Annotated in this window: 33 protein-coding genes; 8 read left to right on the top strand and 25 right to left on the bottom strand. The window is 66.1% G+C overall.

What is annotated here, in order from left to right; genetic code table 11:
• Positions 1-67: 67 nt before the first annotated feature.
• From ACLMAJ_RS34220 to ACLMAJ_RS34205, 4 genes are all read right to left on the bottom strand, one after another.
• The gene (locus tag ACLMAJ_RS34220) at positions 68-652 is read right to left on the bottom strand and encodes a Clp protease N-terminal domain-containing protein (RefSeq protein WP_412018026.1); all 585 of its coding nucleotides are present in this window, start codon (positions 650-652) and stop codon (positions 68-70) included.
• Positions 652-873: a helix-turn-helix domain-containing protein gene (locus tag ACLMAJ_RS34215; protein ID WP_412018025.1), complete on the bottom strand. Its 222-nt coding sequence runs from the start codon at positions 871-873 to the stop codon at positions 652-654. Before ACLMAJ_RS34215 ends, ACLMAJ_RS34220 begins: the two co-directional genes overlap by 1 nt.
• 143 nt (positions 874-1,016) lie before the next feature.
• The gene (gene cds1 / locus ACLMAJ_RS34210; protein WP_412018024.1) at positions 1,017-2,102 is read right to left on the bottom strand and encodes an L-cysteine desulfhydrase Cds1; all 1,086 of its coding nucleotides are present in this window, start codon (positions 2,100-2,102) and stop codon (positions 1,017-1,019) included.
• Positions 2,099-2,455, bottom strand: a complete 357-nt coding sequence (locus ACLMAJ_RS34205) for a DUF4229 domain-containing protein (protein ID WP_412018023.1) — start codon at positions 2,453-2,455, stop codon at positions 2,099-2,101. Before ACLMAJ_RS34205 ends, cds1 begins: the two co-directional genes overlap by 4 nt.
• A 181-nt stretch (positions 2,456-2,636) precedes the next feature.
• Between ACLMAJ_RS34205 and ACLMAJ_RS34200 the strand changes: the two genes are divergently transcribed.
• Positions 2,637-2,846, top strand: a complete 210-nt coding sequence (locus ACLMAJ_RS34200; protein ID WP_378686382.1) for a BldC family transcriptional regulator — start codon at positions 2,637-2,639, stop codon at positions 2,844-2,846.
• 142 nt (positions 2,847-2,988) lie between these two features.
• Complete coding sequence (locus ACLMAJ_RS34195) at positions 2,989-3,198, top strand: hypothetical protein (protein WP_412018022.1); 210 nt, start codon at positions 2,989-2,991, stop codon at positions 3,196-3,198.
• A gap of 18 nt (positions 3,199-3,216) precedes the next feature.
• On the opposite strand, the gene ACLMAJ_RS34190 is transcribed toward ACLMAJ_RS34195, so the two are convergent.
• Together ACLMAJ_RS34190 and ACLMAJ_RS34185 are read right to left on the bottom strand one after the other, a co-directional pair.
• Positions 3,217-3,420 (bottom strand): hypothetical protein, encoded by a 204-nt coding sequence (locus tag ACLMAJ_RS34190; RefSeq protein ID WP_412018021.1) that lies wholly within the window; start codon positions 3,418-3,420, stop codon positions 3,217-3,219.
• 246 nt (positions 3,421-3,666) lie between these two features.
• A complete protein-coding gene (locus tag ACLMAJ_RS34185) occupies positions 3,667-4,275 on the bottom strand; it encodes a DUF8020 domain-containing protein (protein WP_412018020.1) in 609 nt (202 codons plus the stop codon).
• Between the two features lie 302 nt (positions 4,276-4,577).
• On the opposite strand from ACLMAJ_RS34185, the gene lppU reads away from it, so the two are divergent.
• The 3 genes from lppU (at position 4,578) to ACLMAJ_RS34170 (ending at position 6,770) form a co-directional block, all read left to right on the top strand.
• On the top strand, positions 4,578-5,228 hold the full coding sequence (lppU, locus tag ACLMAJ_RS34180; RefSeq protein ID WP_412018019.1) for an LppU family putative lipoprotein: 651 nt from the start codon (positions 4,578-4,580) through the stop codon (positions 5,226-5,228).
• Between the two features lie 463 nt (positions 5,229-5,691).
• A complete protein-coding gene (locus ACLMAJ_RS34175) occupies positions 5,692-6,570 on the top strand; it encodes a hypothetical protein (protein WP_412018018.1) in 879 nt (292 codons plus the stop codon).
• Complete coding sequence (locus ACLMAJ_RS34170) at positions 6,546-6,770, top strand: hypothetical protein (RefSeq protein WP_412018017.1); 225 nt, start codon at positions 6,546-6,548, stop codon at positions 6,768-6,770. The genes ACLMAJ_RS34175 and ACLMAJ_RS34170 overlap by 25 nt, the downstream gene beginning before the upstream one ends.
• Before the next feature lie 43 nt (positions 6,771-6,813).
• Here ACLMAJ_RS34170 and ccsB read toward each other — a convergent pair whose 3' ends face one another.
• From ccsB to hemL, 8 genes are all read right to left on the bottom strand, one after another.
• Positions 6,814-7,785 (bottom strand): c-type cytochrome biogenesis protein CcsB, encoded by a 972-nt coding sequence (ccsB, locus tag ACLMAJ_RS34165; protein WP_412018016.1) that lies wholly within the window; start codon positions 7,783-7,785, stop codon positions 6,814-6,816.
• Positions 7,786-7,787: 2 nt separating this feature from the next.
• Complete coding sequence (resB, locus tag ACLMAJ_RS34160) at positions 7,788-9,497, bottom strand: cytochrome c biogenesis protein ResB (protein WP_412018015.1); 1,710 nt, start codon at positions 9,495-9,497, stop codon at positions 7,788-7,790.
• Positions 9,494-10,327: a cytochrome c biogenesis CcdA family protein gene (locus tag ACLMAJ_RS34155; protein WP_412018014.1), complete on the bottom strand. Its 834-nt coding sequence runs from the start codon at positions 10,325-10,327 to the stop codon at positions 9,494-9,496. Before ACLMAJ_RS34155 ends, resB begins: the two co-directional genes overlap by 4 nt.
• A complete protein-coding gene (locus ACLMAJ_RS34150; RefSeq protein WP_412018013.1) occupies positions 10,324-10,560 on the bottom strand; it encodes a hypothetical protein in 237 nt (78 codons plus the stop codon). Before ACLMAJ_RS34150 ends, ACLMAJ_RS34155 begins: the two co-directional genes overlap by 4 nt.
• Positions 10,557-10,784: a hypothetical protein gene (locus ACLMAJ_RS34145; protein WP_412018012.1), complete on the bottom strand. Its 228-nt coding sequence runs from the start codon at positions 10,782-10,784 to the stop codon at positions 10,557-10,559. Before ACLMAJ_RS34145 ends, ACLMAJ_RS34150 begins: the two co-directional genes overlap by 4 nt.
• Positions 10,781-11,359 (bottom strand): TlpA disulfide reductase family protein, encoded by a 579-nt coding sequence (locus tag ACLMAJ_RS34140; RefSeq protein ID WP_412018074.1) that lies wholly within the window; start codon positions 11,357-11,359, stop codon positions 10,781-10,783. Before ACLMAJ_RS34140 ends, ACLMAJ_RS34145 begins: the two co-directional genes overlap by 4 nt.
• 50 nt (positions 11,360-11,409) lie before the next feature.
• Positions 11,410-12,027 (bottom strand): histidine phosphatase family protein, encoded by a 618-nt coding sequence (locus tag ACLMAJ_RS34135; protein WP_412018073.1) that lies wholly within the window; start codon positions 12,025-12,027, stop codon positions 11,410-11,412.
• Positions 12,028-12,146: 119 nt separating this feature from the next.
• Positions 12,147-13,484 (bottom strand): glutamate-1-semialdehyde 2,1-aminomutase, encoded by a 1,338-nt coding sequence (gene hemL / locus ACLMAJ_RS34130; protein WP_412018011.1) that lies wholly within the window; start codon positions 13,482-13,484, stop codon positions 12,147-12,149.
• Positions 13,485-13,700: 216 nt separating this feature from the next.
• Here hemL and ACLMAJ_RS34125 point away from each other — a divergent pair, with 216 nt between their 5' ends.
• Positions 13,701-14,084, top strand: a complete 384-nt coding sequence (locus ACLMAJ_RS34125; RefSeq protein ID WP_412018010.1) for a hypothetical protein — start codon at positions 13,701-13,703, stop codon at positions 14,082-14,084.
• A gap of 34 nt (positions 14,085-14,118) precedes the next feature.
• On the opposite strand, the gene ACLMAJ_RS34120 is transcribed toward ACLMAJ_RS34125, so the two are convergent.
• The 6 genes from ACLMAJ_RS34120 to hemB all read right to left on the bottom strand — a co-directional run bounded on the left by ACLMAJ_RS34120 (position 14,119) and on the right by hemB (position 17,345).
• Positions 14,119-14,349 (bottom strand): hypothetical protein, encoded by a 231-nt coding sequence (locus ACLMAJ_RS34120; protein ID WP_412018009.1) that lies wholly within the window; start codon positions 14,347-14,349, stop codon positions 14,119-14,121.
• Between the two features lie 162 nt (positions 14,350-14,511).
• Positions 14,512-14,700: a hypothetical protein gene (locus tag ACLMAJ_RS34115; protein WP_412018008.1), complete on the bottom strand. Its 189-nt coding sequence runs from the start codon at positions 14,698-14,700 to the stop codon at positions 14,512-14,514.
• Complete coding sequence (locus tag ACLMAJ_RS34110) at positions 14,666-14,926, bottom strand: hypothetical protein (RefSeq protein ID WP_412018007.1); 261 nt, start codon at positions 14,924-14,926, stop codon at positions 14,666-14,668. Before ACLMAJ_RS34110 ends, ACLMAJ_RS34115 begins: the two co-directional genes overlap by 35 nt.
• Entirely contained in the window at positions 14,923-15,504 is a 582-nt protein-coding gene (locus ACLMAJ_RS34105; protein WP_412018006.1) for a hypothetical protein, read from the bottom strand. The genes ACLMAJ_RS34110 and ACLMAJ_RS34105 overlap by 4 nt, the downstream gene beginning before the upstream one ends.
• A 336-nt stretch (positions 15,505-15,840) precedes the next feature.
• Entirely contained in the window at positions 15,841-16,371 is a 531-nt protein-coding gene (locus ACLMAJ_RS34100) for a hypothetical protein (protein ID WP_412018005.1), read from the bottom strand.
• Complete coding sequence (gene hemB, locus ACLMAJ_RS34095; protein WP_412018004.1) at positions 16,368-17,345, bottom strand: porphobilinogen synthase; 978 nt, start codon at positions 17,343-17,345, stop codon at positions 16,368-16,370. The genes ACLMAJ_RS34100 and hemB overlap by 4 nt, the downstream gene beginning before the upstream one ends.
• A gap of 172 nt (positions 17,346-17,517) precedes the next feature.
• Between hemB and ACLMAJ_RS34090 the strand changes: the two genes are divergently transcribed.
• Positions 17,518-17,802 carry a hypothetical protein gene (locus tag ACLMAJ_RS34090; RefSeq protein ID WP_412018003.1) on the top strand — a complete coding sequence of 95 codons (285 nt, stop codon included), beginning with the start codon at positions 17,518-17,520 and terminating at the stop codon, positions 17,800-17,802.
• An 88-nt stretch (positions 17,803-17,890) separates the two neighbouring features.
• On the opposite strand, the gene ACLMAJ_RS34085 is transcribed toward ACLMAJ_RS34090, so the two are convergent.
• From ACLMAJ_RS34085 to ACLMAJ_RS34065, 5 genes are all read right to left on the bottom strand, one after another.
• The gene (locus ACLMAJ_RS34085) at positions 17,891-19,456 is read right to left on the bottom strand and encodes a bifunctional uroporphyrinogen-III C-methyltransferase/uroporphyrinogen-III synthase (protein ID WP_412018002.1); all 1,566 of its coding nucleotides are present in this window, start codon (positions 19,454-19,456) and stop codon (positions 17,891-17,893) included.
• Positions 19,453-20,517 carry a hydroxymethylbilane synthase gene (hemC, locus tag ACLMAJ_RS34080; RefSeq protein ID WP_412018001.1) on the bottom strand — a complete coding sequence of 355 codons (1,065 nt, stop codon included), beginning with the start codon at positions 20,515-20,517 and terminating at the stop codon, positions 19,453-19,455. The genes ACLMAJ_RS34085 and hemC overlap by 4 nt, the downstream gene beginning before the upstream one ends.
• On the bottom strand, positions 20,514-21,959 hold the full coding sequence (locus tag ACLMAJ_RS34075) for a glutamyl-tRNA reductase (protein ID WP_412018000.1): 1,446 nt from the start codon (positions 21,957-21,959) through the stop codon (positions 20,514-20,516). The genes hemC and ACLMAJ_RS34075 overlap by 4 nt, the downstream gene beginning before the upstream one ends.
• Complete coding sequence (locus tag ACLMAJ_RS34070) at positions 21,956-22,756, bottom strand: redox-sensing transcriptional repressor Rex (protein ID WP_412017999.1); 801 nt, start codon at positions 22,754-22,756, stop codon at positions 21,956-21,958. The genes ACLMAJ_RS34075 and ACLMAJ_RS34070 overlap by 4 nt, the downstream gene beginning before the upstream one ends.
• A gap of 251 nt (positions 22,757-23,007) precedes the next feature.
• Entirely contained in the window at positions 23,008-23,268 is a 261-nt protein-coding gene (locus ACLMAJ_RS34065; protein ID WP_412017998.1) for a glutaredoxin family protein, read from the bottom strand.
• Positions 23,269-23,511: 243 nt separating this feature from the next.
• Here ACLMAJ_RS34065 and ACLMAJ_RS34060 point away from each other — a divergent pair, with 243 nt between their 5' ends.
• Positions 23,512-24,423 (top strand): HAD family hydrolase, encoded by a 912-nt coding sequence (locus ACLMAJ_RS34060; protein ID WP_412018072.1) that lies wholly within the window; start codon positions 23,512-23,514, stop codon positions 24,421-24,423.
• Positions 24,424-24,559: the final 136 nt, after the last annotated feature.

Here is a 24,559-nt window from a genome sequence, read left to right as displayed (position 1 = left end):
TAGGCCCGCCGGGCTCACGTGCGCTGCCCCAAAACGCGAATCCTGGTGGCAGCACCCGCACACCGGGTCAGGCGACACGGTCGAGTAGGGCCAGCACCTTGGGCCGCAAGTCGGCGACGACCTCGGAGCCGCCGAGCAGGCGGGCGGTCGTTGCGTTGGGGGCGCGCAGTATCCCGAGCAGCAGGTGCCCGGATTCGATGGTCTTGTCCTTGCGTGCGAGTGCTTCCCGCAGCGACAGTTCCAGCACCTTCTTGGCGTCGCGAGCGAAGGGGATGTGCCCGAAGTTCCCGCCACGACCACGGCCGAACGGCCCGCGCCGCTCCCGCTCGGGCGCCGCCCTGTCCAGCGCGTCCTCGCCGAAGTTGGCCTCCAGGCTCTCCCGCACCGCGTCCAGATCGATGCCGATGGAGCGCAATGCCTCGGCGTCCTCTTCGCCGAGCGGCTGTCCCTTGCCGGTCCGAGCCAGGCTGCTCAGCACACCCTCATGGGTGATTCCGGTGTCGGCGAGCAGCGCTGACAACTCCGGCCCGCCCTGCGACAGGACACCGAGCAGCACATGCTCCATTTCGATGGTCGAGGACCGCAGCTCGCGCGCGTCCTCCTGGGCCAGGACGATGGCCATTCGCGCTTCTTTGCTGAACCGTTCGAACATCAGCGGTTCCCGCCTCTCCGAGAGTATTTGTGGTGGACGGCCTGCTTGCTGACCTCGAGCGCCTCCGCGATCTGCTGCCATGACCAGCCCTGCCCCCTGGCATTGGTCACTTGGATCGCTTCCAGACGCTCGAGCAGCCGACGCAGTGCGAGCACCGCGCGCAGCCCGACCCGTGGGTCGGGGCTGCCCGCGGCGGCCGCCAATGTGGTTGCTTCAGTCATGCCGTCAATTTTCATTGACGACCGCGAGTCTGTCAACAAAAATTGACGATCGGTGGCGGCGGTTCACTCCCGGAGAAACAGCAAACCCCGCCGCCCAGGAAAATCCGGGCTGACGGGGTAGCGAAATATCGGTCGGGCCGTGGCTATCCGCCCCAGCTGCCGGTGCTGTGGAACTTGTCGAGGATCGACGCGGGTTCCGCGAGGCTCATGCCTTGACCAGCGACCCAATCGTCGTTGAAATACGTTCCGGCATAACGATCCCCGCCGTCACAGAGCAGCGTCACCACACTGCCGGAACGATCTGCGGCCATCATTTCGGCGATCAGCGCGAACGCACCCCACAGGTTGGTCCCGGTGGAACCGCCCACCCTGCGGCCGATTACACCGCTCGCGTGCCGCGCTGCCGCGATGGAACCAGCATCGGGAACCTCGATCATGCGGTCGACCACCTGGCCGACGAAGGACGGCTCGACCCGCGGACGGCCGATTCCCTCGATGCGCGAAGACATTCCGGTCTCGTAGCCGATGTCACCGGTTTCGTAGCCGCCGTAGAACGCGGAGTTCTCCGGGTCGACAACGGCCAGCTTCGTCGCATGCCTGCGATAACGGATGTAGCGACCGATAGTGGCACTGGTACCGCCGGTGCCCGCACCGACGACGATCCAGTCCGGCACCGGGTTGGTCTCCAATGTCATTTGCTCGAAGACGGATTCGGCGATGTTGTTGTTGCCGCGCCAGTCCGTGGCCCGTTCGGCATGGGTGAACTGATCCATGTAGTGGCCACCGCACTCGGCGGCGAGCCGGGCCGCCTCGGTATACATATCCGGTGGTCGCTGCACGAAATGGCAACGGCCACCCTGGGCTTCGATCAGCTCCACCTTCTGCGGCGAGGTGCTCGCAGGCATCACCGCGATGAAATCCAGGCCGAGCAGCTTCGCGAAATATGCCTCGCTGACGGCGGTCGAACCCGACGACGCCTCCACCACCGTGGTGCCATCGGTGACCCACCCATTGCAAATCGCATACAGGAAAAGGGATCTGGCGAGCCGATGCTTGAGACTGCCTGTGATGTGGGTGGATTCGTCCTTGAGGTAGAGCTGGACGTGCCATTCGGCGGGCAGCGGGTAGCGGAGCAGATGGGTGTCGGCGCTGCGCTGAGTGTCCGCGTCGATCAGCCGGACGGCGTTGTCGACCCAGTCGCGCGGTGTACTGCGGTCGCAATGCTTCACGCGGACGCTCCCCCGTCCCCGTCCGATGTTTCGCCGCGCAGCCTGGCCCGCAATTGCGCCTTGTCCTTGCGGCGCTTCTCGTCGACCACCGCGATGTCCTCGTTGACGCGGGTGCGCAGCTTCTTGAACAGCGTCAGCGACAGCGGCATCGCGATGAGCAGCGCGAAAAGGGCCGCGACCACCAGCGGAATGTCGACGGACACCAGCCGGGCGATAAAGATGATCACCAGCGTGATGACCACGACCAAGCCGAGCCTGGCGAGGGTGTATAACGCCAGATTGCGGGCCAGCCGCCGGCCTGCGCCAGGGGTTTGCTGTCGGTTTGCACCTTCCGGTGGAGTTGCGTCACTCACGTCGATCAGCCTATGCGAAGCCCGCGGCCACCTTCGGCGAGACCTCGCGCGCGAGAGTTCGGCGTATCCGATTTGTCTATTACTTCCCCTTTACCAACTGTAGGTGGTTCGACTACGTAGGGGTCGCAGTGCAACGATGACGCCACTGATGAGGGAACTGTCGAGAACGGAGAGGTTTGCTATGACTGCGCTTACCGTCGGCGGCCAGGACACCCTGCTGACCCCAGGACAAGTGGCCGCCATGTTCCACGTCGATCCCAAGACCGTTACCCGTTGGGCCCATGCCGGGCGTCTCGGGTCGCTGCGCACCCCGGGCGGACATCGCCGGTTCCGTGAGTCCGAGGTTCTACAACTGCTCAGGTCCCTCACCACAGAGGCCACTGCTCGCTGATTGAAGGGTCGGCACGCGCTGACCCGTCCGCCCGCGCGGGCCCGCTGTCCAGGGGCCCGTGCAAGGCTGTTTCACCAATTTCGTGTCCGCTGTGTCCGAAGACTACGTACGCGGCTACCCTCGATAGCAGGAGGTGAGCGACGTGACGTACCTGTTGGCACTCATCGCGGTCGTGGCGGTCGCGGTGTTGTGCTGGAAGGCGTTCGGCCCGGAGAAGTCGTCAGGTCCGACCACCCCATCCACGCGCGCACCACAGCGCAAGCAGATCAAGGGTCCCGACGACGACCCAGAGTTCCTCTGGCGACTCGGCCGCCAGCACCGCGACGGCGACTCGAACCCGACCGAGCGCTGAGAACGCCCCCGGTCGCGCCTAGATCTCGCTTGCGCGCAGCGGCAATCCCTCATCCATCCGAAGGCGGTTGGCCACCAGGACGAGGTACTGCTGTGCCTCGAGGGAGAGATCGGCCGCGTTGCGCGCCAGCTGACGCAACGGGCCATCATTGAGTCTCGAAACCAGAGTGCCATCCGCGTCGACGACCTCAGGCTGGACGTAGGTGAAACGCTCGGAATCCAAGAGTCTGTCTCCTTAGCGACATCGGCAAAGACGCACCGAATAACCGGGGATAGATAACCCGACGCAACGGACCTGATGCCCGTCGCACGGGTAGGCACTCCGCACCCGCGCATCAATTTACGCAGGTTCGGATCCGCCTAACTCTCAGACACAGCTCCCACCGCAAGCTCACGCCGCTTCCCGGTGACCTACGCCACCCTGGGCGGCTGATTCAGCTGACCCAGGACTTCTGGCGTGTCGAGACGATCAGGGCTCGCCCCGCACGACTGCCGACATGGCATCGATGAACGACTGCCCGCCCATCACGTAGCCGCCCGCGATCGCGCCGACCAACAGGCCGATCGGACCGGTGATGATGCTGAAGAAGCCCAGACCGATCACGGCGCCGATGAGTCCACCGAGCACGCCTCCTGCGACCACTCCGACGACGTTCTTGTTGATCTCGGTGACAAACCGGGCCATCGAGCTGATGGGCTGCATCTCGCCGATATTTTTGGCATCGACCTGCGGGGTGAGCGCGAGCTTCGTGCCGTTGTCGCTGATCTCGTGCGCCACCGACATCCGACTTCCGGAGATATCGAAGGTCAGCGGCACCTCGGTGACGACGACGCCGCTGACAGACTTCAGCGCTACCTTCGCGCCATTGTCGACGAGCTCGAAGGTGCCGCCGTCGACGGCCGTCGTGATCACTCCGGCGACGTCGGAAAGGACGGTGCGGTAACCGATTCCCTGCTCCACGCCCGACGTCGAAACCTCTTTTACGACCTCCGCAGGCTTCGCATTAACAGTTCCCGCGGCGATTCCCACCGCCGCGACAGCTAAAACAGTGGTGGCGGCGAACATGCCGAGCTTCATCAGGTGTTTCCTTCTCACGAGACCTCCGGCCCAGGCGACCGGATGACGTGTACAGCGACAGTAGTTTGTTTCCAGACCTGGCAAGGACCATACGCGTCGACGGCCATCGTTGCCCTATTGTGACCTGGACATACGACCTGGGGCCGACGGACCGAGGGCGTACGAAATACGCTGCCGGACAACGACTCGACGCGCACCGGTCGCATGGTGTAAGCATTGCGTGATCTGCAAACTGCACGTTTCAAAACTTCGAACCTCGGGTGGGGTAAGTTCGAAGCGCTCACAGCTCTGGAGGATCACCCGTGTCGCGCAAACGTACCCGTGCCGCCATCATCTTGGCGGCCTTCGTGACCGCAACCGCGATGTCAGCAGTTCTCGTGGGCGTCATCGCGCTGTCGATGGGCAAACCTGGCCCGGACGTCAAGGAACAGGCGCAGGCAAACGAGAACAACAGCGCGGCAACCACGTCCACGGCTCCGGCCTCGGATCCGCCGACCACCCTCGAGGAGCCGTTACCCCCGCCGACCACCACGGCGGGGGCGCGTGGCGAAACCGGCAAACAGATCGTCCGGCTGGACATCAATCCAGGCGACTGCGTCGAGTTGACCGGTGCGGGCGACACCACCGCCCTCGGCAAAACCGCCTGCGGCAGTGCGAATTCCGCCTACAAGATCATCGCTAAAGCTGCCCAATGCCCGACCGATGCCGACCGCACCTTCCACCAAACCCCCGACTCCGCCCTCTGCCTCGACATCGACTGGGTGGTAGGCGGTTGCATGGAACTCACCCCCGACAACCCGAAGCGCATCGACTGCGCCACCCCTGGCTCCCACGACGGAGCCCGGGTCGTGGAAGTCAAACAAAACACCATCGACGTCAACACCTGCTCGAAGGGCGACCGCGGAATCGTCTACCACGAACGCAAATTCGTGGTGTGCGTCGCACGAGTCTGAGTACAGACCGTCAGAGGTAGCACCACCTACCGGCGTTATCCCTGGCATTGCCGTTGATAATGCAATTTGTCGAATTATCAGCCCCGACAACCGTATCCGTGGCGGACGAGACAATCCAGCCCTACCCAGCGCGCCTCACAACGATTCGCGCCGAGATCCATCAATCGGAACGACGTCGGCGCTCGGTAGTGCTCGACTGCGATACTCGCTCGTCCGAGCCCGTTGCCAGGAGGGTAGCGGCGTGCTGTTTTCCGAGGTCGCGATGGTGAGATATGAAATCCCTTACCGCACAGGCCGATGCCACCGAAATATCGATGCCCGATCGTTAGCATGATCGAAGGAATCGAATAGGCATGGCACGTCGGACCGTGGCTCTCGGGCTGACACGAACATCGGTGAGGTCGCCATAGAAGGCGGAGCAGGCGGTGAACTATTTCGCCAGATTCGTAATGGCCTGGCCGCGTTGCTGCACCGCTGGACACACGCCGAGAGTGAGTGGACGAACAAGAACACTGAAACCATTACCGACACGGTGCGTGAGGCCCGCGTCGAGGATGGTCACGGCGCGCGCGAGGTCTCCGGCACGATGGACGGAGATGGACTTACAGACGCCGCGCGGCCCCGGACACCGACCACCGATCTGTCGCATATGCCGCCGCTGGGCGAGCTGGTCGACGGCGGTTTGCGCGGTGATCTCGACGACTACGACCTGACGGTGGCATTCCGCGGCCTGGAACACCAGTACGGTCCGTACCACCTCGAGGACGTCGCCGCTTGGCATGAAGAGAGCTGGATCTACGACGACGGCCGTATCAAGCCCGCCGAAGTAAGCTTTACCGGCCAGCTCCGAGACGCCGACGGCGCCGACGCCGGATCAGTGCTCTACAGCTTCTATCGTGACGACCGCGGCAGACTCGTCGTCAAAAACAACCTGACCGAGCTCAACGACGGTTTTCGGGGCAAAGGGTTCTCCACCGCGTTCTCCGGCTCCACCGAGGAGTACTTCCGGCGCTCGGGAGCCGACCGAATCCTGGTGACCGCGGCGCTGGCAGACGGCGGCGCCGCATGGGCCAAGGCGGGCTATGACTGGGACGATGACCCCCACAATCTGGCGACATCGATCGGCAATATGAAGGCGCGGATCGGTGAGTTCCTCGATGAGCTCGACGCCCCGATCAGCGACAGGGACGCGGCGTTGCTTCGTGACATGAGGACCCGATTCGACGGACCGTCGACAGGGTTTCCCTCACCACAGGAATTGGTCATGCTCGCAGGTGACAATCCGAAATTGGGCGACGATCTGATGAGAGGGTCGACATGGCACGGGATGAAGACGCTGTGAACATCACCGAGGAAGAACGCGAATTCATCCGGGCACGGAGCAAAGCCAGCTCCACCCACTTCATGCGGTTCGTCACCGAACGCGGCCTCGACACTGATCCAGACACTTGGCCCGACACCGACCGCGGGGAGTTCGATCGGCAAGCACGCCAGTTGATCGAGGAGTGGAAGACCCGCGCCCACAACACCTTCGGCTGCTGACCAGTTCAGTTCTCCGTTCCAGGTCAGAGCGCCCTTTCTCCGTCTAGTTCAACCCCGCGTAGCTGTGCAGCCCGCTGATCACGATATTGATGATGAAGAGGTTGAAAAGCATCGCGACGAAACCGGCCACGTTGATCCACGCGGCCTTGGTGTCGCGCCAGCCGGAGGTGGCTCGGGCGTGCAGGTAGGCGGCGTAGAGGACCCAGGCGATGAATGAGCAGGTTTCCTTCGGGTCCCAGCCCCAGAAACGGCCCCATGCCGCTTCGGCCCAGATCGCGCCGAGGATTACACCCGCGCCGAACAATGGAAACCCGATGATGGTGGTTTTGTAGGCGAGGCGGTCCAGGGCTCGGGCGTCGGGGAGGCGGCGGGCGATGGTGCCGAGGATGTTGGTGGATTCCTGGCCGTCTGGTTGGCGTAGGCGAAAGAGGAATAGCAGGCTTGCTATGCCGGAGACCAGGAAGACGCCGCTGCCGATGCTGACGATGGTGACGTGGATGGGGAGCCAGAAGGATCTCAGGGCGGGGACGACGGGGGCGGCGTCGGCATAGAGCATGGTTCCGGCGAGGAACATCAGGATCAGGATCGGGACGAGTAGGAAGACCCACATCGAGCGGTAGCGCTGTTCGCGCAGGAACAGGATGCCGACGACAGCGGCCGCCGCGGTTGCCATGGTGACGAACTCGTACATGTTGCCGAGTGGGAAGCGGTGGGTTGCGAAGCCGCGCAACACGATCGAGGCCACGTGCAGGGCGATCGCGACGATGAGCACCGAGAACGCCATGTTGCCCGCACGCTCCGAGAAGGGCCTCGGCTGCGGCGTTTCGATACGGCCAGGCATAGCGGGGCGATCGGAGACCACACCGCCCGCGGTGACGAGCTCGCGCTCGACGACCTTCAGTGTCCGCGCCGAGGCGTACTGCACGATGAGCAGCCCGAGTACCAGCGCGTACACCACGATCGCCGACTTGAAGGCGAGATCGCTGTAGTGCGCGATGTTCTCGTCGATCGGCATGGTCACTCTCCCGTTTTTTCGGTACCGGACTGCTGATCCAGCAGCCGCGCACGCAGTTTGTCGAACTCGCTACCCCAGCCGGCCTGGTCGGTCCTCGCGAGCCCGCCCATCTCTACTACGGTGCGTCGTTGGTCTACGGTACCGGCTTCGCCATCGGCGGGGTAGACGCGGATCCAGATGCGCCGCCGCTTCACCAGCAATGAGACGAGCAGCCCCGCCATCATGGCCAGCGCGCTCACCAGCACCCACTGCTGCGCCGGATCGTGCGACACCTGTAGGTTCACGAATTCTTGTGCGCCGTCGAAGGTCACCTTCGCGCCGTTGGACAAGGTGGTCGATTCACCAGGGCGCAGGTTCACCCTGGCCTCCTTGGTCAGCCTGCCCTGCTTGATCTGCTCGGAATCCAGCGAGAACAGCGACTGCGGCTTGCCGGTGTCGAGGCCGGTGTCGCCGCGGTAGACGTCCACCGCGACGGCCGGATCGTTCATCACCGGAAACGATGAGGTCAGCAGGTTGCCGTGCAGCAGGGCGGTCGGCGCGAACAGGCCCTCGACGGCGATCTGGTTCTTGCGGCGCTCGGCCTCGGTGGCGTACATGCCGCCGGGCGGATCGATCCGCAGCACACCGCTGGACAGGAAGGTCCGCGCGTCCTCGGGACGCCACTGGATAGTCTCGGTCCTGGTCTGCCCGTTCGGGTAGGTGACGGTGAAGGTCGGCGCGAACCCGTGTCCTTGGAGATAAAGACGGTCGCCCACGACGCGCAGCGGGTGGTTCACCTGAATCGTGCTGTCGCGCCAGGTGTTGGTCTGTAGGTCCACGCCCGCCTGGTATTGGATGTTCGAGGTGAACATCTCGGCCTGGCCGCTCTCCAGGTAGTCGGCCTTGAAGTCCTTGACCCGCACACAGATCGGCGCCATGCCGGTGCCGTCGTTCACATTGCCCGCGCGAAACGAGTCGAATACCGCGGGCGAGGTCGTGCAGAAGCCGGGTCCATTGTTCGCGATGACGATGACGGTGCCCTCGTATCCGAACAGCTTGCCGACCGCGATGGCGACGAGCAGCCCGACCAGCGACAGGTGGAAGACGAGGTTGCCGAGCTCGCGGGTGTAGCCCTTCTCCGCGGACAGCGTGATCTCACCGTCGCTCCCGCTCTGCTCGATGGAGCGCTCGCCCGGCCCCGCCTGGTTGCCGCCTGCGGGCCCGACGCTCCCGCCCGCACGCACCTCGGTGCGCCAGCCGCGCAACTGCTTACGCGCATGCTCGACCACCTCGTCGGTGGTCCGCTCGACGGTCTCGCGGTAGTGGTGCGGCAGCCTGGCCAGATTCCGCGGTGCGCGCACCGGCGGGGTGCGCAGCGCCCGGTAGTGGTCGAACACTCGCGGCAGGATGCAGCCGACCAGCGAAATGAACAGCAGCACATAGATGGAGGTGAACCAGAAGCTGGAGAACACGTCGAATAGTTCGAAGCGGTCCATCCACGGGCCGAGGGTCGGCCGGTTGGCGATGTACTGGATGACCTTCTGCTCATTGAGACTTCGCTGTGGTAGCAACGCGCCGGGGATCGCGGCCAAGGCGAGCAGGAACAGCAGCACCAGTGCGGTACGCATGCTGGTGAGCCCGCGCCAGGTGTTGCGCAGCAGCGCCCACGCCCGGCCGGGCAGCGACTGGCGCGGCGGCATCTGCTGCGCCGCTGGTTTGTCGATCACGGTCATATCGGAAGTGTCACCTCGGAAACGAACGCGTCGCGAACCCAGGCGACGAACTGGTCCCAGGCGCCGGTGACCAGCGCGATGCCGACCGCGACGAGCAGAATGCCCCCGATGACCTGGATGGTGCGGGAATTGCGGCGCAGCCAGCCGACACCGCGCAAAGCGCTGGCCGAACCGAAGGCGAGGATCACGAAAGGCAGGCCGAGGCCGAGGCAGTAGGCGACGATCAGCGCCACCCCGCGCACGGCGGTCGTGCCGTCGGTGCCCGCGGACACCGCCATCACCCCGGAAAGGGTCGGCCCGAGGCACGGCGTCCAACCGAGCGCGAACACGGCGCCGAGCAGCGGTGCGCCCGCGATGCTCGTCAGCCTGCGCGGTTCCATTCTGGTGTCACGCTGCAACGCGGGTACCAGGCCGATGAACACCAGGCCCATGAGGATGGTGACGACACCGCCGATGCGTTGCAGCAGTTCACGATTCACGTTCAACGTCTGGATCACACCGAATACCGTTGCGGTGGCGAGCACGAAAACCACGGTGAATCCGGCGACGAACAACCCGGCCGCGCCCGCGACCCGCATCCGGCCAGTACGTGCCGGCCGCGTCTGCGAGGTAGCGGTCACAACGCCTTTGGCTCGAGCGGCGGTCGCGGGCGGCGCCTCAGCACCGACCAGACCCGCGAGATAGGAAAGATATCCGGGCACCAACGGCACCACACAAGGTGAAGCGAACGACACCAGGCCCGCCAGCATGCAGGCGCCGAGCGCAAGCAGCAACGGCCCTGTCGCCGCTGTCTGCTGGAACGACTCCCCCACTCCGGCAAGCACGCTCACGCGGACTGCGCTCCTCGCGGATCATCGGTGCTCGCCTGCTCGGGAGCGGGCACCGACGACACCGTCGGCGCGGCGTCGTGCGCGACATCCCTCAGTGATTCAGCCGCGGCGCTGCGCGGCACCATCGCGACCCCTGCCCACCGATCGTCGACCCGCCAGGTACCGCGGACGAGCCGGGCGGCCTGGCGCGGACGACAGGCGCGCTGACGGCGGGCACGGCGATCGCGGATCACGGCTGCGGCTCTTCCTGCGCCGCGTCGCGTCGAACCGGCACCTGCCGTTCGGTATCGGACGGCGGGGTGAGCTCCGCCAGGTTGACGTCCATCATCGATGCCGCCGCGGCGCTGCGCGGTACGGACGCGACACCCGCCCAGCGATCGTCGACCGTCCAGGTGCCACGGATGAGTCGGGCGGCCTGGCGTGGGCGGCAGGCGCGCGGATTACGGGTGCGGTTCACTGAGAGTCCTCTGCGGCGATACGTTCGAGTACGGGCTGGAGATCCTCGGCCAGGAGCGACCGGAGGAAGACGGCGGCTACTCGATGGTGGCGGTCCAGAACCAGCGTCGTCGGGATGACACTGGTGGGGAAGTTTCCGCCGAGTGCGAGCAGCGTGCGCATGGACGGGTCATAGATCGACGGGTAGCCGATCTTGTTGTCCACCACGAAATCCTGGGCCTTGTCCTGCTGCGGATCACGGACGTTGATGCCGAGAAACGCGACATCCTTGTCCTTGGTCGCCTCGAAGGCCTTTTCCAAAGCGGGAGCCTCGGCGCGGCACGGACCACACCACTGACCCCAGAGATTGAGCACGACCACCTTGCCCGCGAAATCCTCGACCGAGGTGGTCTTACCGTCGGTCATCAGGTCGGGTCCCGCCAGTGTGCCGATGGTGCCCCGCGCGCTCGGCGGGTCGTAGAAGATATCGGTTTTACCACCGGGTGAAACGAATTCGAAGGTGCCGCCGGAGGCCACCGCGTCCGTCCCTGCCGAGCAGCCGACCAGCGCGGCGAGCAGGCACACGCAGGCGAGCATGACCGGCGCGAGGCGCGTTGCCCGCGGTAGGGAGGATGAGGTGGCCGATCTCATGCGCCGTGCACCGCGGGGTCCGAACCGCCTGCGGGCTCGGAGTAAACGATGTCGACGAGCGTATCGCCTTGGTAGACAAGAGAAGTCAACGAAGCCAGCGAGCACTGCCGGTGCCGCGGATCGTGCCACAGCCGCTGGCCCTGCAGGAACCGGCGCAGCGTCCACACCGGTAGCTGGTGGGAGACGACCACGGCCTCGTGTCCGGCCGCCTCGACCCGCGCCTTGTTCACCGCCGCGAGCATTCGGTGCGCGATCTGCAGATACGGCTCACCCCAGGACGGCGTGAACGGATCGCGTAGCTTCCACCAGTGCCTCGGCTTACGCAGCGCGCCGTCACCGACCGACACCCGCAGGCCCTCGAAGGTATTGCCCGCCTCGATGAGGTTCTCGTCGGTCCGCACGATCAGGCCGTGCTGGGCGGCGATCGGCTCCGCGGTCTCCTGCGCGCGCTGTAGCGGGGAGGCGATCACCAGCGAGATGTCGTGATCGGACAGCGACCGGGCCACCGCACCGGCCTGCGCGCGTCCGGCCACCGAGAGATTGAAGCCGGGCAGCCTGCCGTAGAGGATGGCATTCGGGTTGTGCACCTCACCGTGGCGCAGCACATGCACGATGGTCTCGACGGCAGGGTCGGTCTCGGTGGCGACGTCACTACCGGCGGCAACGTCACTGTCGACGTCGTCGATGGCCGGTACTTCGCGCTCTTCGGAATCTGGCTGATCAGGGTCGGGACTCACGCGCGGGATCCTTCGGGTGTGGCGGCCGCGGCCGCATGTGCGGCGGCGGGCATGGCTGCGGCAATACGGTCGAACGCGTCCTCGTCGAGCGCCGCGGAAACGAACCAGGCCTCGAACGCGCTGGGCGGCGCGTACACGCCGCCGTCGAGCAAGGCGTGGAAGAAGGCTGGGAAACGCCAGGTCTGGCTGGCCTTGGCGGCGGCGTAATCGATGACAGGACTGTCGGCGAAGAACACGCTCACCATATTGCCCGCGAACTGCACCTGATGCTCGACCCCTTCGGCGGTGAGGGCATCGGTGAACAGCCCGCCGAGGCGTTCGGCATTGCGGTCGAGCGCGGCGTACACCGCGTCGTCGGCCGCGCGCAGCGTGGCAAGGCCCGCCGCGACGGCGACGGGGTTACCGGAGAGGGTGCCGGCCTGGTACACCGGTCCGAGGGGAGCCAGGTGATTCATGATGTCGGCGCGCCCGCCGAACGCGGCGGCCGGGAGGCCGCCGCTCATCACCTTGCCGAAGGTGTAGAGGTCACCGGCGACGCCCTCGCGGCCGAACCAGCCCGCACGGCTGACCCGGAATCCGGTCATCACTTCGTCCATGATCAGGAGCGCGCCGTGCTCTGCTGTCAGCGTGCGCAGGCCCGCGTTGAAACCGGGCAGCGGCGCGACCGCGCCCATATTGCCCGCGGCCGCCTCGGTGATCACGCAGGCGATCTCGCCGGGATTCGCGGCGAACGCGGCGGCGACTGCATCGATGTCGTTGTAGGGCAGCACGATGGTGTCGCCCGCCTGCGCGCCGGTGACTCCCGGTGAGGTCGGCAGACCGAGCGTGGCGATGCCGGACCCGGCGTCGGCGAGCAGCGCGTCCACGTGCCCGTGGTAGCAGCCGGAGAACTTGATGATCTTCGCGCGTCCGGTGTAGCCCCGGGCGAGTCGCACCGCGCTCATGGTGGCCTCGGTGCCGGAGTTCACCAGCCGCACCCGCTGCACCGGCGACACTCGCTCGGCGATCAGTTCGGCGAGTTCGATCTCGGCCTCGGTCGGCGCACCGAAGGAAAGCCCACCGGTCGCGGCCCGCTGGACGGCCTCGACCACCGCGGGGTGCGCGTGGCCGAGGATCATCGGCCCCCACGAACACACCAGGTCGACGTACTCGTTACCGTCGGCGTCGACCAGGGTGTAGCCGTTGGCGGAGGCGATGAATCGCGGTGTGCCACCGACGGACTTGAATGCCCGGACCGGTGAGTTGACACCGCCGGGAATCACCGAACTCGCCCGTTCGAAGAGCTGAGCGGAAACCGGCACCGATGACCTGGTCGCGCGCGGAGAAGAACTCACGGCGTCCAGTCTCGCAGCCCGATCCGAACGAGTCGACGACAGGGTGTAGTGGAGTGACGCACGCCGCAGCCGGTGCGTCGAGCCAACGGAGCGTCATTGCACAACACGCCGAGCACGTTTCCCCGGATATCGGTCGCCGAATGATTGCCGGTGCGTAATCTCTTTACGTCTCGCACCACATTTGAGCACCATCTACCTGGTCGGAAGGGTCTCTCTATGCGGTTTGCCGTCATTACCGCCGCGGTACTCACCGCGTTCACAACCACCGCAGCATTGCTCGGCGCCGGATCCGCCGCGGCCGTGGAACCGATCGCACAGCCGGACCGCATCGGCGCGCATCTCAGCCACGAGGAGACCGCGGCCATCGCCGATGGCCCATTGCCCGCGCTCGTCGCCATGATCGTTCCGCTGAACCGGATGGGGGCGGGTCTGAAATCCGATACCGAGATCTACCGTGACGACAGCGGCGCCGTGCACGCCTCACTGCGCCAGGTCATCGCGGAAGCCGCCGGTCACCCGGACGGCACCGTCTCGCTGTACTTCAATGTTCCCGGCACTCACAACGGTCGGGTGCTGGATATCTACCAGCAGTGGAACTGAGCGGACGCTTTTCTGCTCGGATGCACCTGCCTACTCAGGTGTACATGCATGGCACCGAGGCCGAGATGGTGTGCAACTGGCACATAATCCCGTTGTAAACGGCCGAGGAGCCGGTCTGAGGTGCGAAGACCGGCTCCACCTTCGCGGTCTCGACCGCGGCGGGCTCCAGCTCCACCCCCGGCGCGGCGCCGGCCGGTGCCGCACCGATCCCGATCGCGGCGGCGACGGCCACCCCGGCAGACAGCTTTCCAGCAAAACCGATCACAAGCATTCCTTTGGTCGACACGCTCTGTAGTACGGCGAAATCTCAATGGCCGCACACAGATTCGCCATATTCAGCGTGATGCGCCGACCTCTCGCCCGAAGCAGCCGGTGGCCGCAATTGCACGGTAACCGAGTCAGCGGTGCCGCGCCAGACCGTGGCGCATCAGGTGATCCCGATGCAGAACAGGGCCGAACCGGTGGTCAGCAAACAGGCCGGCGGCGAGGTCGGCGACGGCAACGCGACAGCGGGAGCAAGCACCGTCGCGGCAGGCGGCGGCGCGACATCGGCCTGCGCGGCGACCTGCCCTGGTCCCTGGTCAGCCTCGCGACGACGCGCGCTCGGTGACGGCACGCAGTGTCCGTGCACCCGCATCGATGCCGACCACTCCGGCCACCGTGACCAGAAAAGCGGCAAGGACCAGCCACGGACCGACATACCGGGTCGCGGTGAAAGCGGGGACATCCCCCGAGGCGGCCAACGAGGTTGTGACCAACCCGTTTTGCCAGCTCACCACCGCGACAACCACACAAAGCACCGCGACGACTACCTCACCGAGCACTACGATTTCTCGCCTCAATGATCTGCTCCGTTCTCGCCGTATCGATCATCGGTTTCGTCGGAATCTTCGACGCCGCCGGTTGCCTCGACGGTGCTGTCGATGGTTTCGATGCCGCCGCCACGCTGCCGGTCGAGAGCTTCGGTCAGCGCGGCCCGAAGCCCGCGATGATCCTTGGCCCAAGCCTGCGCGAAACTGCCGTCGGTCAGGCGTAACCCGATCCCGGTGCGACGGCGTGGCACCCCGCTCAATTCCCCGAGCGCCCGCGCCGACTCCCAGTCCTCATCATCCCAGGATTCGTCGTCACGCTCGGGAAGTACAGCGGCGATCCCGGTCAGCGACAGTGTCTCGGTGCCCGCACGCACGACGGCTTCGGTGAGTTCCACGCTCACATGGCGTTGGCCCGCAATCACTTGCAGCACCACGAAACCCGCGATCAGCGCGGCACAGAAAATCAAGGCGAACCAGTGCACCGTGCTTCCGGTCACCAATTCGATGAGCAGAATGATCAGGCAGAGTGCGGGCCCGTAGGCCACCGCGCGCCAGCGGGCACCCGGCTCGGTGAACAAGACGGTCGGGTGGTCGACGACACCCGTCACGCCAGGCTCCCTGCCGCGTCGAATACAACGACGGGGATAACCATGGATCGGGCTCGGATCAGCCGATGAGGCCGGGAATCAGCAGTACAGCGACGGTGAGCACACCGAACAGAATCAGCAGGCTGAGAACTAGCAATTCTCGTCGAATGCTCTGCGGCTGTTGGATAACCACACGCATCGATGCCTCCGATCTCCCGGAGCAATCTGGTCAACGCACTCACGAAATGTGAGTGAACGCCTGACAAGTTACTGCCGGTTCCCAAATCCACTGTGACAACCCTCACGATACATGCTGGCCTTTCCCCGACAAACTCGCCCATCGGCGACCCCGCCCGTTCACTTGCGCCGCAGGAAGTACTTGGTCGAGTCCGGGCGATGACTCAGGTAGATCGCGCCCGCAGCGAGTACGCCCTGCACGATGCCGGCGCCGCCCGCCACCAGTGAGGCAACAGCCGCGGTCCCCGAACCGAGCGCGAACATCGTGCCGACCGCCGTGATCGTGAGCCAGGCGCCGACGAAGGTCAGCAACGTCCTGGCCCACAGCTTGCCGCGAAACAGCTGATGCGCGATCACCAGCGCGACCGCGGCGATCGTCAGGCCGAGCAGCACCGCGACCACGTATGCCAGCGACACCATCAGATCGGCCGTGGCCATGGTGAACTTCGGATCGCTCTCCCGCACCTGGTCGTACATCTGCTCGGCGAATTCGTGCCGGTTCTGCATGGCGGCCAGCATCGAGCCGACGAGCTGCACGATGCCGAAACCGACGACACCCCACCACAATTGACGCGCGGTCCGGATGTCCTCCGGCGGGGCGGGCGGCTGCGGCATCGGCACAGCGCCCATCGGGCCAGGCAGGTTCGTCACGATAACCAGTGTGCGGCCTCGGTTGCCCAGTAGGTGAGCACGATGTCCGCGCCCGCCCGCCGGATGCCGAGCAAGGACTCCAGGACCGCGGCCCTGCGGTCGATCCAGCCACGCTGGGCGGCGGCGGTGATCATCGCGTACTCGCCAGAGATCTGGTAGGCGGCGACCGGAACGGTCGAGCGGTCGGCGACATCGCGCAGGATATCCAGGTACGACATCGCGGGCTTCACCATCACGATGTCCGCGCCTTCGGCCAGATCCAACTCGAGCTCACGGATCGCCTCCTTGCGGTTGGCCGGATCCTGCTGGTAGCTGCGGCGGTCACCTTCGAGCGAGGAGCCGACGGCCTCGCGGAACGGGCCGTAGAAGGCCGAGGCGTACTTGGCGGCGTAGGCGAGGATGCCGGTGTCGGTGCGCCCGACCGCGTCCAGCCCGCGCCGGATCGCGCCGACCTGGCCGTCCATCATGCCGCTGGTACCGAGCAGATCCGCACCGGCATCGGCCTGCGCGAGCGCCATCTCCACGTAGCGGTGCAGGGTGGCGTCGTTGTCGACCGCGCCGTCGGCGGAAAGCACGCCGCAGTGCCCGTGATCGGTGAATTCGTCGAGACAGGTGTCGGCCATGATCACCGTCGAGGCACCGACCTCGTCGGCAAGCGCACGTAGTCCCCGGTTGAGGATGCCGTCGGGATCGCTGGCATGACTGCCGGTGGCATCCTTGTCATCCGAACGCGGCACCCCGAACAACATGAGCCCGCCGACCCCCGCGGTCACCGCCTCGACCGCCGCTTTGCGCAGCGAATCCATCGAATGCTGCATCACGCCAGGCATCGAGCTGATTTCCCGCGGTTCTTCCAGCCCATCGGCCACGAACATCGGCAACACCAATTGCCGTGGCTGCAGAGTTGTTTCAGCCACGAGACGACGCAAAGCGGGGGTACGGCGCAACCGCCGCGGGCGGTCCATTCCGGTCATGAACCGCACGATACGCCTGCCGTTCGGCGGGCGTTTCGGCGGATCCGCCCGCCTTACCGCGCCGACCGCGAAAGTCATTGTGGCCAGCGGTTTTTGTCGGTGCCCAGAGGTAGAATCGAAGAAGTGTTCGAGGGAATTCGTACTCGAAAAGCACCACTACGGGAGGACTCCGATGCCCGCAACCGCACCCAAGTCGAAGACCGTCATCATCGACCGGCCCTACGTTCCGCTGCTGAAGCGGCCACTGCCCGCCGGCCGCCCACGCAAGTGGTACATCCGACACAATCGCAGGCTCAAGGCCATGCGGCTGACCATCGCGCTGCTCGACTCCGGCATCTACCTGCCGAGCCAGGCGAGCAATCAGCGCATCAGGGGTACCGCTGAGCTCATCGATATCCGCCCACCGTCGGACACCACATGCAGGCTGGTACGCACGCTGATGCGCTACAGCCGCTGATACCGCCGAGCCGCCCGGCGTTCTCGACGGGCAGCCGGTAGAAAACGAAACGCCCACAGCGCGGTGGGCGTTTCGTCCGACAATCCACTTACCGGCTGCGGCGGCTCTTCTTACGCGGTGGGGGCAGCAGGCCCTCGGCGCGCAGTCGTGCCGCGTGCTCGGCGAGCGCCTCGACCAGCGGGCCGACCTGCGCGGCCTCCGGCTGTACGTCCACGCGCAGCCCGAATTCGATGGCGGTCTCCGCGGTCTTCGGGCCGATGCAGGCGACGATGGTGCGTGCGTGCGGCTTACCCGCGATACCGACCAGGTTGCGGACCGTCGATGACGAGGTGAACAGGACCGCGTCGAAACCGCCGGTCTTGATCATCTCGCGGGTCTCGGCGGGCGGCGGTGACGCGCGCACTGTCCGGTAGGCAGTGACGTCGTCGATCTCCCAGCCGCGGTCACGCAGACCCTCGGCGAGGGTTTCGGTGGCGATATCCGCGCGCGGCAACAGCACTCGGTTCACCGGATCGAAAACGTCGTCGTAAGGCGGGAAGTCGGCGAGCAGGCCCTCGGAGGACTGCTCGCCACTGGGCACCAACTCCGGGTTGATACCGAATGAGCGCACCTTCTCCGCGGTGGCCTCGCCGACACAGGCGATCTTCACACCAGAGAACGCCCTGGCATCCAAGCCGAATTCGGCGAACTTCTCCCACACCGCGCGCACCGCGTTGGTGGAGGTGAACACCACCCACTGGTAGCGGCCGTCGACGAGTCCCTTGACCGCGCGCTCCATCTGGGCGGGGCTGCGCGGCGGCTCGACCGCGATGGTCGGCACTTCCATCGGGATGGCGCCGTGCGTAACGAGCCGCTCGCTCATCTCGCCCGCCTGGTCCTTGGTCCGCGGTACCAGCACGGTCCAGCCGTACAGTGCGCGCGACTCCCACCACGACATCTTGGAGCGCTGCGCGACCACCTTGCCTATGGTCACCACCAGCGGCCCGACCAGCTCGGAGGCGGCGCTGTTGAGCGTGGCCAGGGTGGCCTCGATGGTGCGCTGCTGACGCGTGGTGCCGCGCACGGTCACCGCGACGGGGGTCTGCGGCGCCATACCGTGTTCGACGAGGGCACTGGCTGTTTCGGCGAGATGCCCCGAGGAGGCGTGCAACACCAGTGGGCCCGGCGCGGCCGCGAGCGCGGCCCAATCGACCTCGCCACGCACATCGGCCTCGGTGTGCCCGGAGCCGAGGGCGATGCCCGCGTAGCTCGGCACCGCGGAGCCGCCGGGCAGACCTGGCAGCACCTCGAAGACCATGTGCGAGCGGGTGACCGCGGTGACCTCGGCGATTACCGCGTCGGTGGTGAGCGGATCACCGGAGACGACTCGGACAACGTCATTGCCGTTGCGGGCCTCGGCGATCAGCGTCTTGGCCACCTCGGCGGGTTCGCCGAGTGCCGGACGCACGTCGAAGGGACGCTCACCATCCGGCTCCTCTTCGACGTCGGCGCCGATCAGGGCGAGTACGCCCTTGTCCACATCGGGATCGGTGAACGCCAGCGTCGCCCTGCCGAGCACCTCACGGGCGCGCATTGTCAGCAGTGCCGGGTCGCCGGGACCCGACCCGACGAAAAGGATACGACCGGGATGCTTCTTAGTAGCTCGGCTGCTCATCGGCTGTTCTCCATTGGGCTGGGATCGACAAAGTCTGTGGCGAGCGGATTCACCGCCTGTGTGGGGGAACCGGACGCATCCGGTTCCGCGCTGGTGAGCAGCTCACGCGCGCCGAGCTCCAGCAGCTCACGGGCCAATGCTCGGCCCAATTCGGCGGCGCGTTCCGGGGCGCCGACCACGGAAGCCCGCAGCACCTCGGATCCATCGATGGCCGCCGCGCAACCGCGTAGCGAAAGTTCGTCGAAGATCCTGCCGTCATCGTCGATCGATTCGACGACCTCGGCAAGCGCACCGATCGGCGCGGTGCAGCCCGCTTCCAGCTCGGCGAGCAACGCCCGCTCCGCGGTGATGGACGCGCGGGTCGCGGCATCGTCGAGTCCGGTGAGCACCTCGAGCAGCGCGGTGTCGTCGCTTCGGCATTCGACCGCGAGCGCACCCTGCGCCGGAGCGGGCAACATCTGCACCGGTTCCAGCGCCTCGGTGACCGCGTCGAGGCGATCGATTCTCGCCAGCCCCGCTCTTGCGACCACGACCGCGTCGAGCTCGCCCTCGGTGACCTTGCGCAGTCTGGTGTCGAGATTGCCGCGCAGCGGCACGATCTCCACACCGAGCCCGAGTGCGCGCAACTGTGCGGCGCGCCTCGGCGCCGAGGTGCCGATTACGGATCCGGCGGGCAGCTCACCGAGCACGAGTCCGTCGCGCGCGACAAGGGCGTCACGTGGATCCTCGCGCACCGGGATGGCGGCGATGGTGAAGCGCGGGTCGGGCGCGGTCGGCAGGTCCTTGTAAGAATGCACCGCGATGTCGATGGATCCGGCGGCCAGCTCGTCACGCAGCGCGGAGGTGAACACCCCGACGCCGATCTGTGCCACCGGGTCGGTCGCGTTCTTGTCGCCCGCGGTCCTGATCACGACCAGTTCTGCCTCGTGCCCTGTCGCGACCAGCGCGTCGCGAACGGTGCCCGACTGGGTGAGCGCGAGCAGACTGCCGCGCGTGCCGATCCGCCATGGCGCATGAATGCTGCCTGCGGTCACGTTGTCCTCTTCCTGCGCGATTGTCATGCGGACTGGCCCCGTTCTTCGCCGAGGTGGCCTGCCGTGAAGTCATCGGCCAGCACAATTTCGCCGTCGCCGGCGAACCGGATGGATCCGTGCTCGCCGCCGATCGCGTTGATCTCCATCGGCGCGGCAACCGCTTGCGCCGCACCTGGTTTGAGCTCGAACAATTCTCGCAACGCCTCGGCGTAACTGTCACCGCCCGGCGTCGAGGCGAGCTGCTTGACCCGCACCGTCGGCGCGTGCAGCAGCTTGTCGACCACCCGGCGCACCGTGCGCGCCACCTCGTCGCGTTCCGGGTCGGCAAGACTCGGCAGCCGCGAGTCCAGGCGCAGTAGTTCGGCCTCGACCACCTCGGCCGCGCGCTGGCGTAGTGCCGCCACGGTCGGGGTCACCTCGGCCATCCGCTGGCCCGCAAGATATTTCGCGAGTTCGTCTGCGACGATCACGCGGGCGGCGGCGGTATCGTCCGCGGCGGCGCCCGCCGCGGGGTCGCGTTGCAGCGTCTCGATGTCGATCACCGTGATACCTGGCAGACCGGCGACCGCGTGCTCGACATCGCGGGGCAGGCCGAGATCGCAGAAGACCAATGGCCGCTCGGGCGAAGAAGATTCGGCACCGCGATCGCGATCGGCGAGGGCACGGTGGGTGTCGGCCAGCGTCACAACGGCGCCGACCGCGCCGGTACAGGTGACGACGACATCGGCGGCGGCCATTGCCTCGGTCAGCCGCGAAAGTTCCATCGCCGCCGACTCGACACCGTAGGAGGCCGCTATCTCGGCGAGCCGGTTCGCCCGCTCGATGGTGCGGTTGACCACGATGATGCGACCGATGCCCGCGCGCGAAAGATGGGCTACCGCAAGGCCGCCCATCGCGCCCGCGCCGACAACGACGGCGGTACGGCCCGCGATCGGGCCGAGCACCTGCTTGGCCCGATCCAGCGCCACCGAGACCACCGAGGCGCCGGCCCTGTCGATCCCGGTCTCCGAATGCACCCGCTTACCGACCCGCAACGCGTGCTGAGCCAGTTCGTGCATGGTGCGGCCGACAGCCTGCTGCGCGTCGGCGGAGGCATAGGCGCTGCGGATCTGCCCGAGCACCTGCTGCTCGCCGATCACCATCGAATCGAGGCCACTGGCCACCGCGAACAGGTGCTCGGCGGCGGCCTCGCTGTAACGGACGTACGCGTGCTTGGTCAGATCCGGCAGCGGCAGCCCGGAATGCTTGGTCAGCAGATCGCCCACCTCGGCGAGACCACCGTGGAAGGCGTCGACTACGGCGTAGACCTCGACCCGGTTGCAGGTGGAGACGATCATCGCTTCGGAAACATGGCTGGAGGAGAGCATTCGGTCGACCAGCTTCGGGCGGTCGGCGTCGGTGATGGCGACCTTCTCCAACACCGAGACGGGAGCGCTCCGATGCGAAATCCCGACCAGAAGAATACTCATGGTGTAACCACCGATCCCTTGCTGCTTGGCTCCGTTGCCGAATGCGAGGTCGCCGAATGCTTGAGTGCCGAATACGCGCGATGGGCGATGCGGCCGGATGCGGCACGGGACACTTCGGGCAACGGCGGTGCGTTGCGCGAGGCGTCGAAGGAGAGCATCTGCATCTCGACGGCCAGATCCACCCGGCGAACCTCCACGCCGTCCGGCACGGTCAGCTCACAAGGGGCAAAACTCAGAATCGACTGCAGCCCCGAACCGACCAGGCAGTCGCACACCGCCTGCGCCGCGTCGTCGGGAACGGCGATCACCGCGATGGTCGGCTTCAGCACCGTGACGGCGTCGGCGAGACCGACCACATCACGCACCACGAGACCCGCGACCTGTAGACCGATGACTTCCGGATGACTGTCGAACATGCCGACCACGGTGAACCCGCGACGCTGGAAACCGCCGTATCCGACCAAGGCCCGGCCGAGGTTTCCCGCGCCCACCAGTACCACCCGATGCCCCTGAGACAGACCGAGCACATCTTCGATCCTGCTGCGCAACTTGGCTACGTCATAGCCCACACCCCGGACGCCGTTGGGGCCGAGGAAGGAAAGGTCCTTGCGCAACTTCGCGGAATTGACACCCGCCGCGACAGCCAGTTCCTCACTCGATACGATGGCAACACCGTCGTCGGCCAACGTGGCGAGGACACGGAGATAGGTGGCCAACCGCGCGACGGTGGCCTGCGGGATGTCCTTCTGCAGAGCCCTGCCGGAGACGCCGCCTGGCGCCTCATGCTGCTCTGTCACGTCGTCGGCTCCTCGTTCCGGCCCTGCTCGGGTTCCGGTTCGCTGTTCGACCTCTTGCCCGGGGCGGTCCGGTGCCATAGTCGAAGTATCGGAATGCTGGGTGTCATTACGCTGTGGGTCCGCAGCCTCGGCATGCGGGTCGCGTGCCACCACCGTAACTGCTTGTGAAGCCCTGCACAAAGTCGGTGAATTTGGCCTCATTTTCCGCCGCGACCAGCGACGCGGCCGAAACGGACAGGATCAGCTTTCCGTCAGCGGGTCAAATCGGCCCGTAATCGAGGCTCGTCGACATCGAAATAGCTGTGCTCACGGCCGTCGAGCAGTACGACCGGAAGCCGGTCGCCGTACTCCGCGCGCAGGCCAGGGTCGGTAGCGGCGGTCGCATCGACATCGATCGTCGCGGGCACGATCGCGAAATCGGCACAGATTGCGCGCAGCTGTTCCAGCGCGATGACACACATGCCGCAGCCGGATCTCGTCAGCAAAGTCACCGAATGTGTGGGATTGGTCATGACGGATATTAAATCGCCTCGCCACACCCCGTTCGGTGCGCACCGTAAGCCCGTGACTGTCACTGCTTCCGGCTAGTGTGGACGTGGTTCGCGCGACGGGCGGAGGTACTGGTGCCGGAACAATCCAAGGTGGCCCGCAGTTCAGGGACGAAGGCCAAATTCATAGCGGGACGATTCGGTGAGTTCCCGGTGAGATGGAACCAGGGCAGGCTCGGCCAGGGTCTCCAGGACCAGCTCGCGCGCATCTCCCGCAGCCCCTTCGGCCCGAGCGAGGAAGAGCTCAGGGCCAATCTGGCCGGCGAGGCGAGCGCGAATGCCGCGCTGACGTTGCATGACGCCGATCTCGCCGCCGCCGATGTTGAGACGACCGGGCCCGAGGTGCCGCGCGATCTGACCGCGGCCGCGTTCTTCGATGTCGACAACACCATGGTGCAGGGCGCGTCGATCGTGCATTTCGCCCGCGGTCTGGCCGCGCGCAAATACTTCAAGACCTCCGACTTGGTCGACGTCGCCTGGAAACAGGTCAAGTTCCGCATCACCGGCAAGGAGAACAGCACCGACATGGCCAGCGGCAGAGAAAAGGCGCTTGCCTTCATCGCCGGACGTCCGACCGCCGAGCTCGCCGCGCTCGGTGAAGAGATCTACGACGAGATCATCGCCGACAAGATCTGGCCGGGGACACGGGCTCTTGCGCAAATGCACCTCGACGCGGGCCAGCAGGTATGGCTGGTCACCGCGACGCCGGTCGAGCTGGCCCAGGTGATCGCCAAGCGGCTCGGGCTGACCGGAGCCCTCGGCACCGTCGCCGAAAGCGTGGACGGGAAATTCACCGGACGGCTGGTCGGCGACATCCTGCACGGCCTCGGCAAGGCGCACGCGGTGCGCACCCTCGCCGTCCGAGAAGGCTTGAACCTCAAGCGGTGTAGCGCCTACTCCGACAGCCACAACGATGTGCCGATGCTGTCGCTGGTCGGCACCGCGGTGGCGATCAACCCGGATTCGGATCTACGTGAGGTCGCCAAGAATCGCGGCTGGGAAATCCGCGACTTCCGCACCGGACGCAAGGCCGCCAAGATCGGCGTACCCACCGCACTCGCGCTCGGTGCCGCCGGTGGCGCCGTCGCAGCAGCGGTAACCCGCCGTCGCGATCACTGAAATACCACCCGGACACCCCGCCACTCGACCCACACGGAGCGAGTCTTACGAGCGACCGTTCGCGGCCGTCTCGCGTCCGGGTGGCCGAAGCGCATGCGCCGCAGGCGCGAGTCTCGGCCACCCGGACGCGAGACCT

The organism is Nocardia arseniciresistens, assembly GCF_046764875.1.
Taxonomy (GTDB): Bacteria; Actinomycetota; Actinomycetes; order Mycobacteriales; family Mycobacteriaceae; genus Nocardia; species Nocardia arseniciresistens.
Note: the sequence above shows the minus strand (reverse complement) of the source record. Positions and strands in the feature narration are given on the sequence as shown.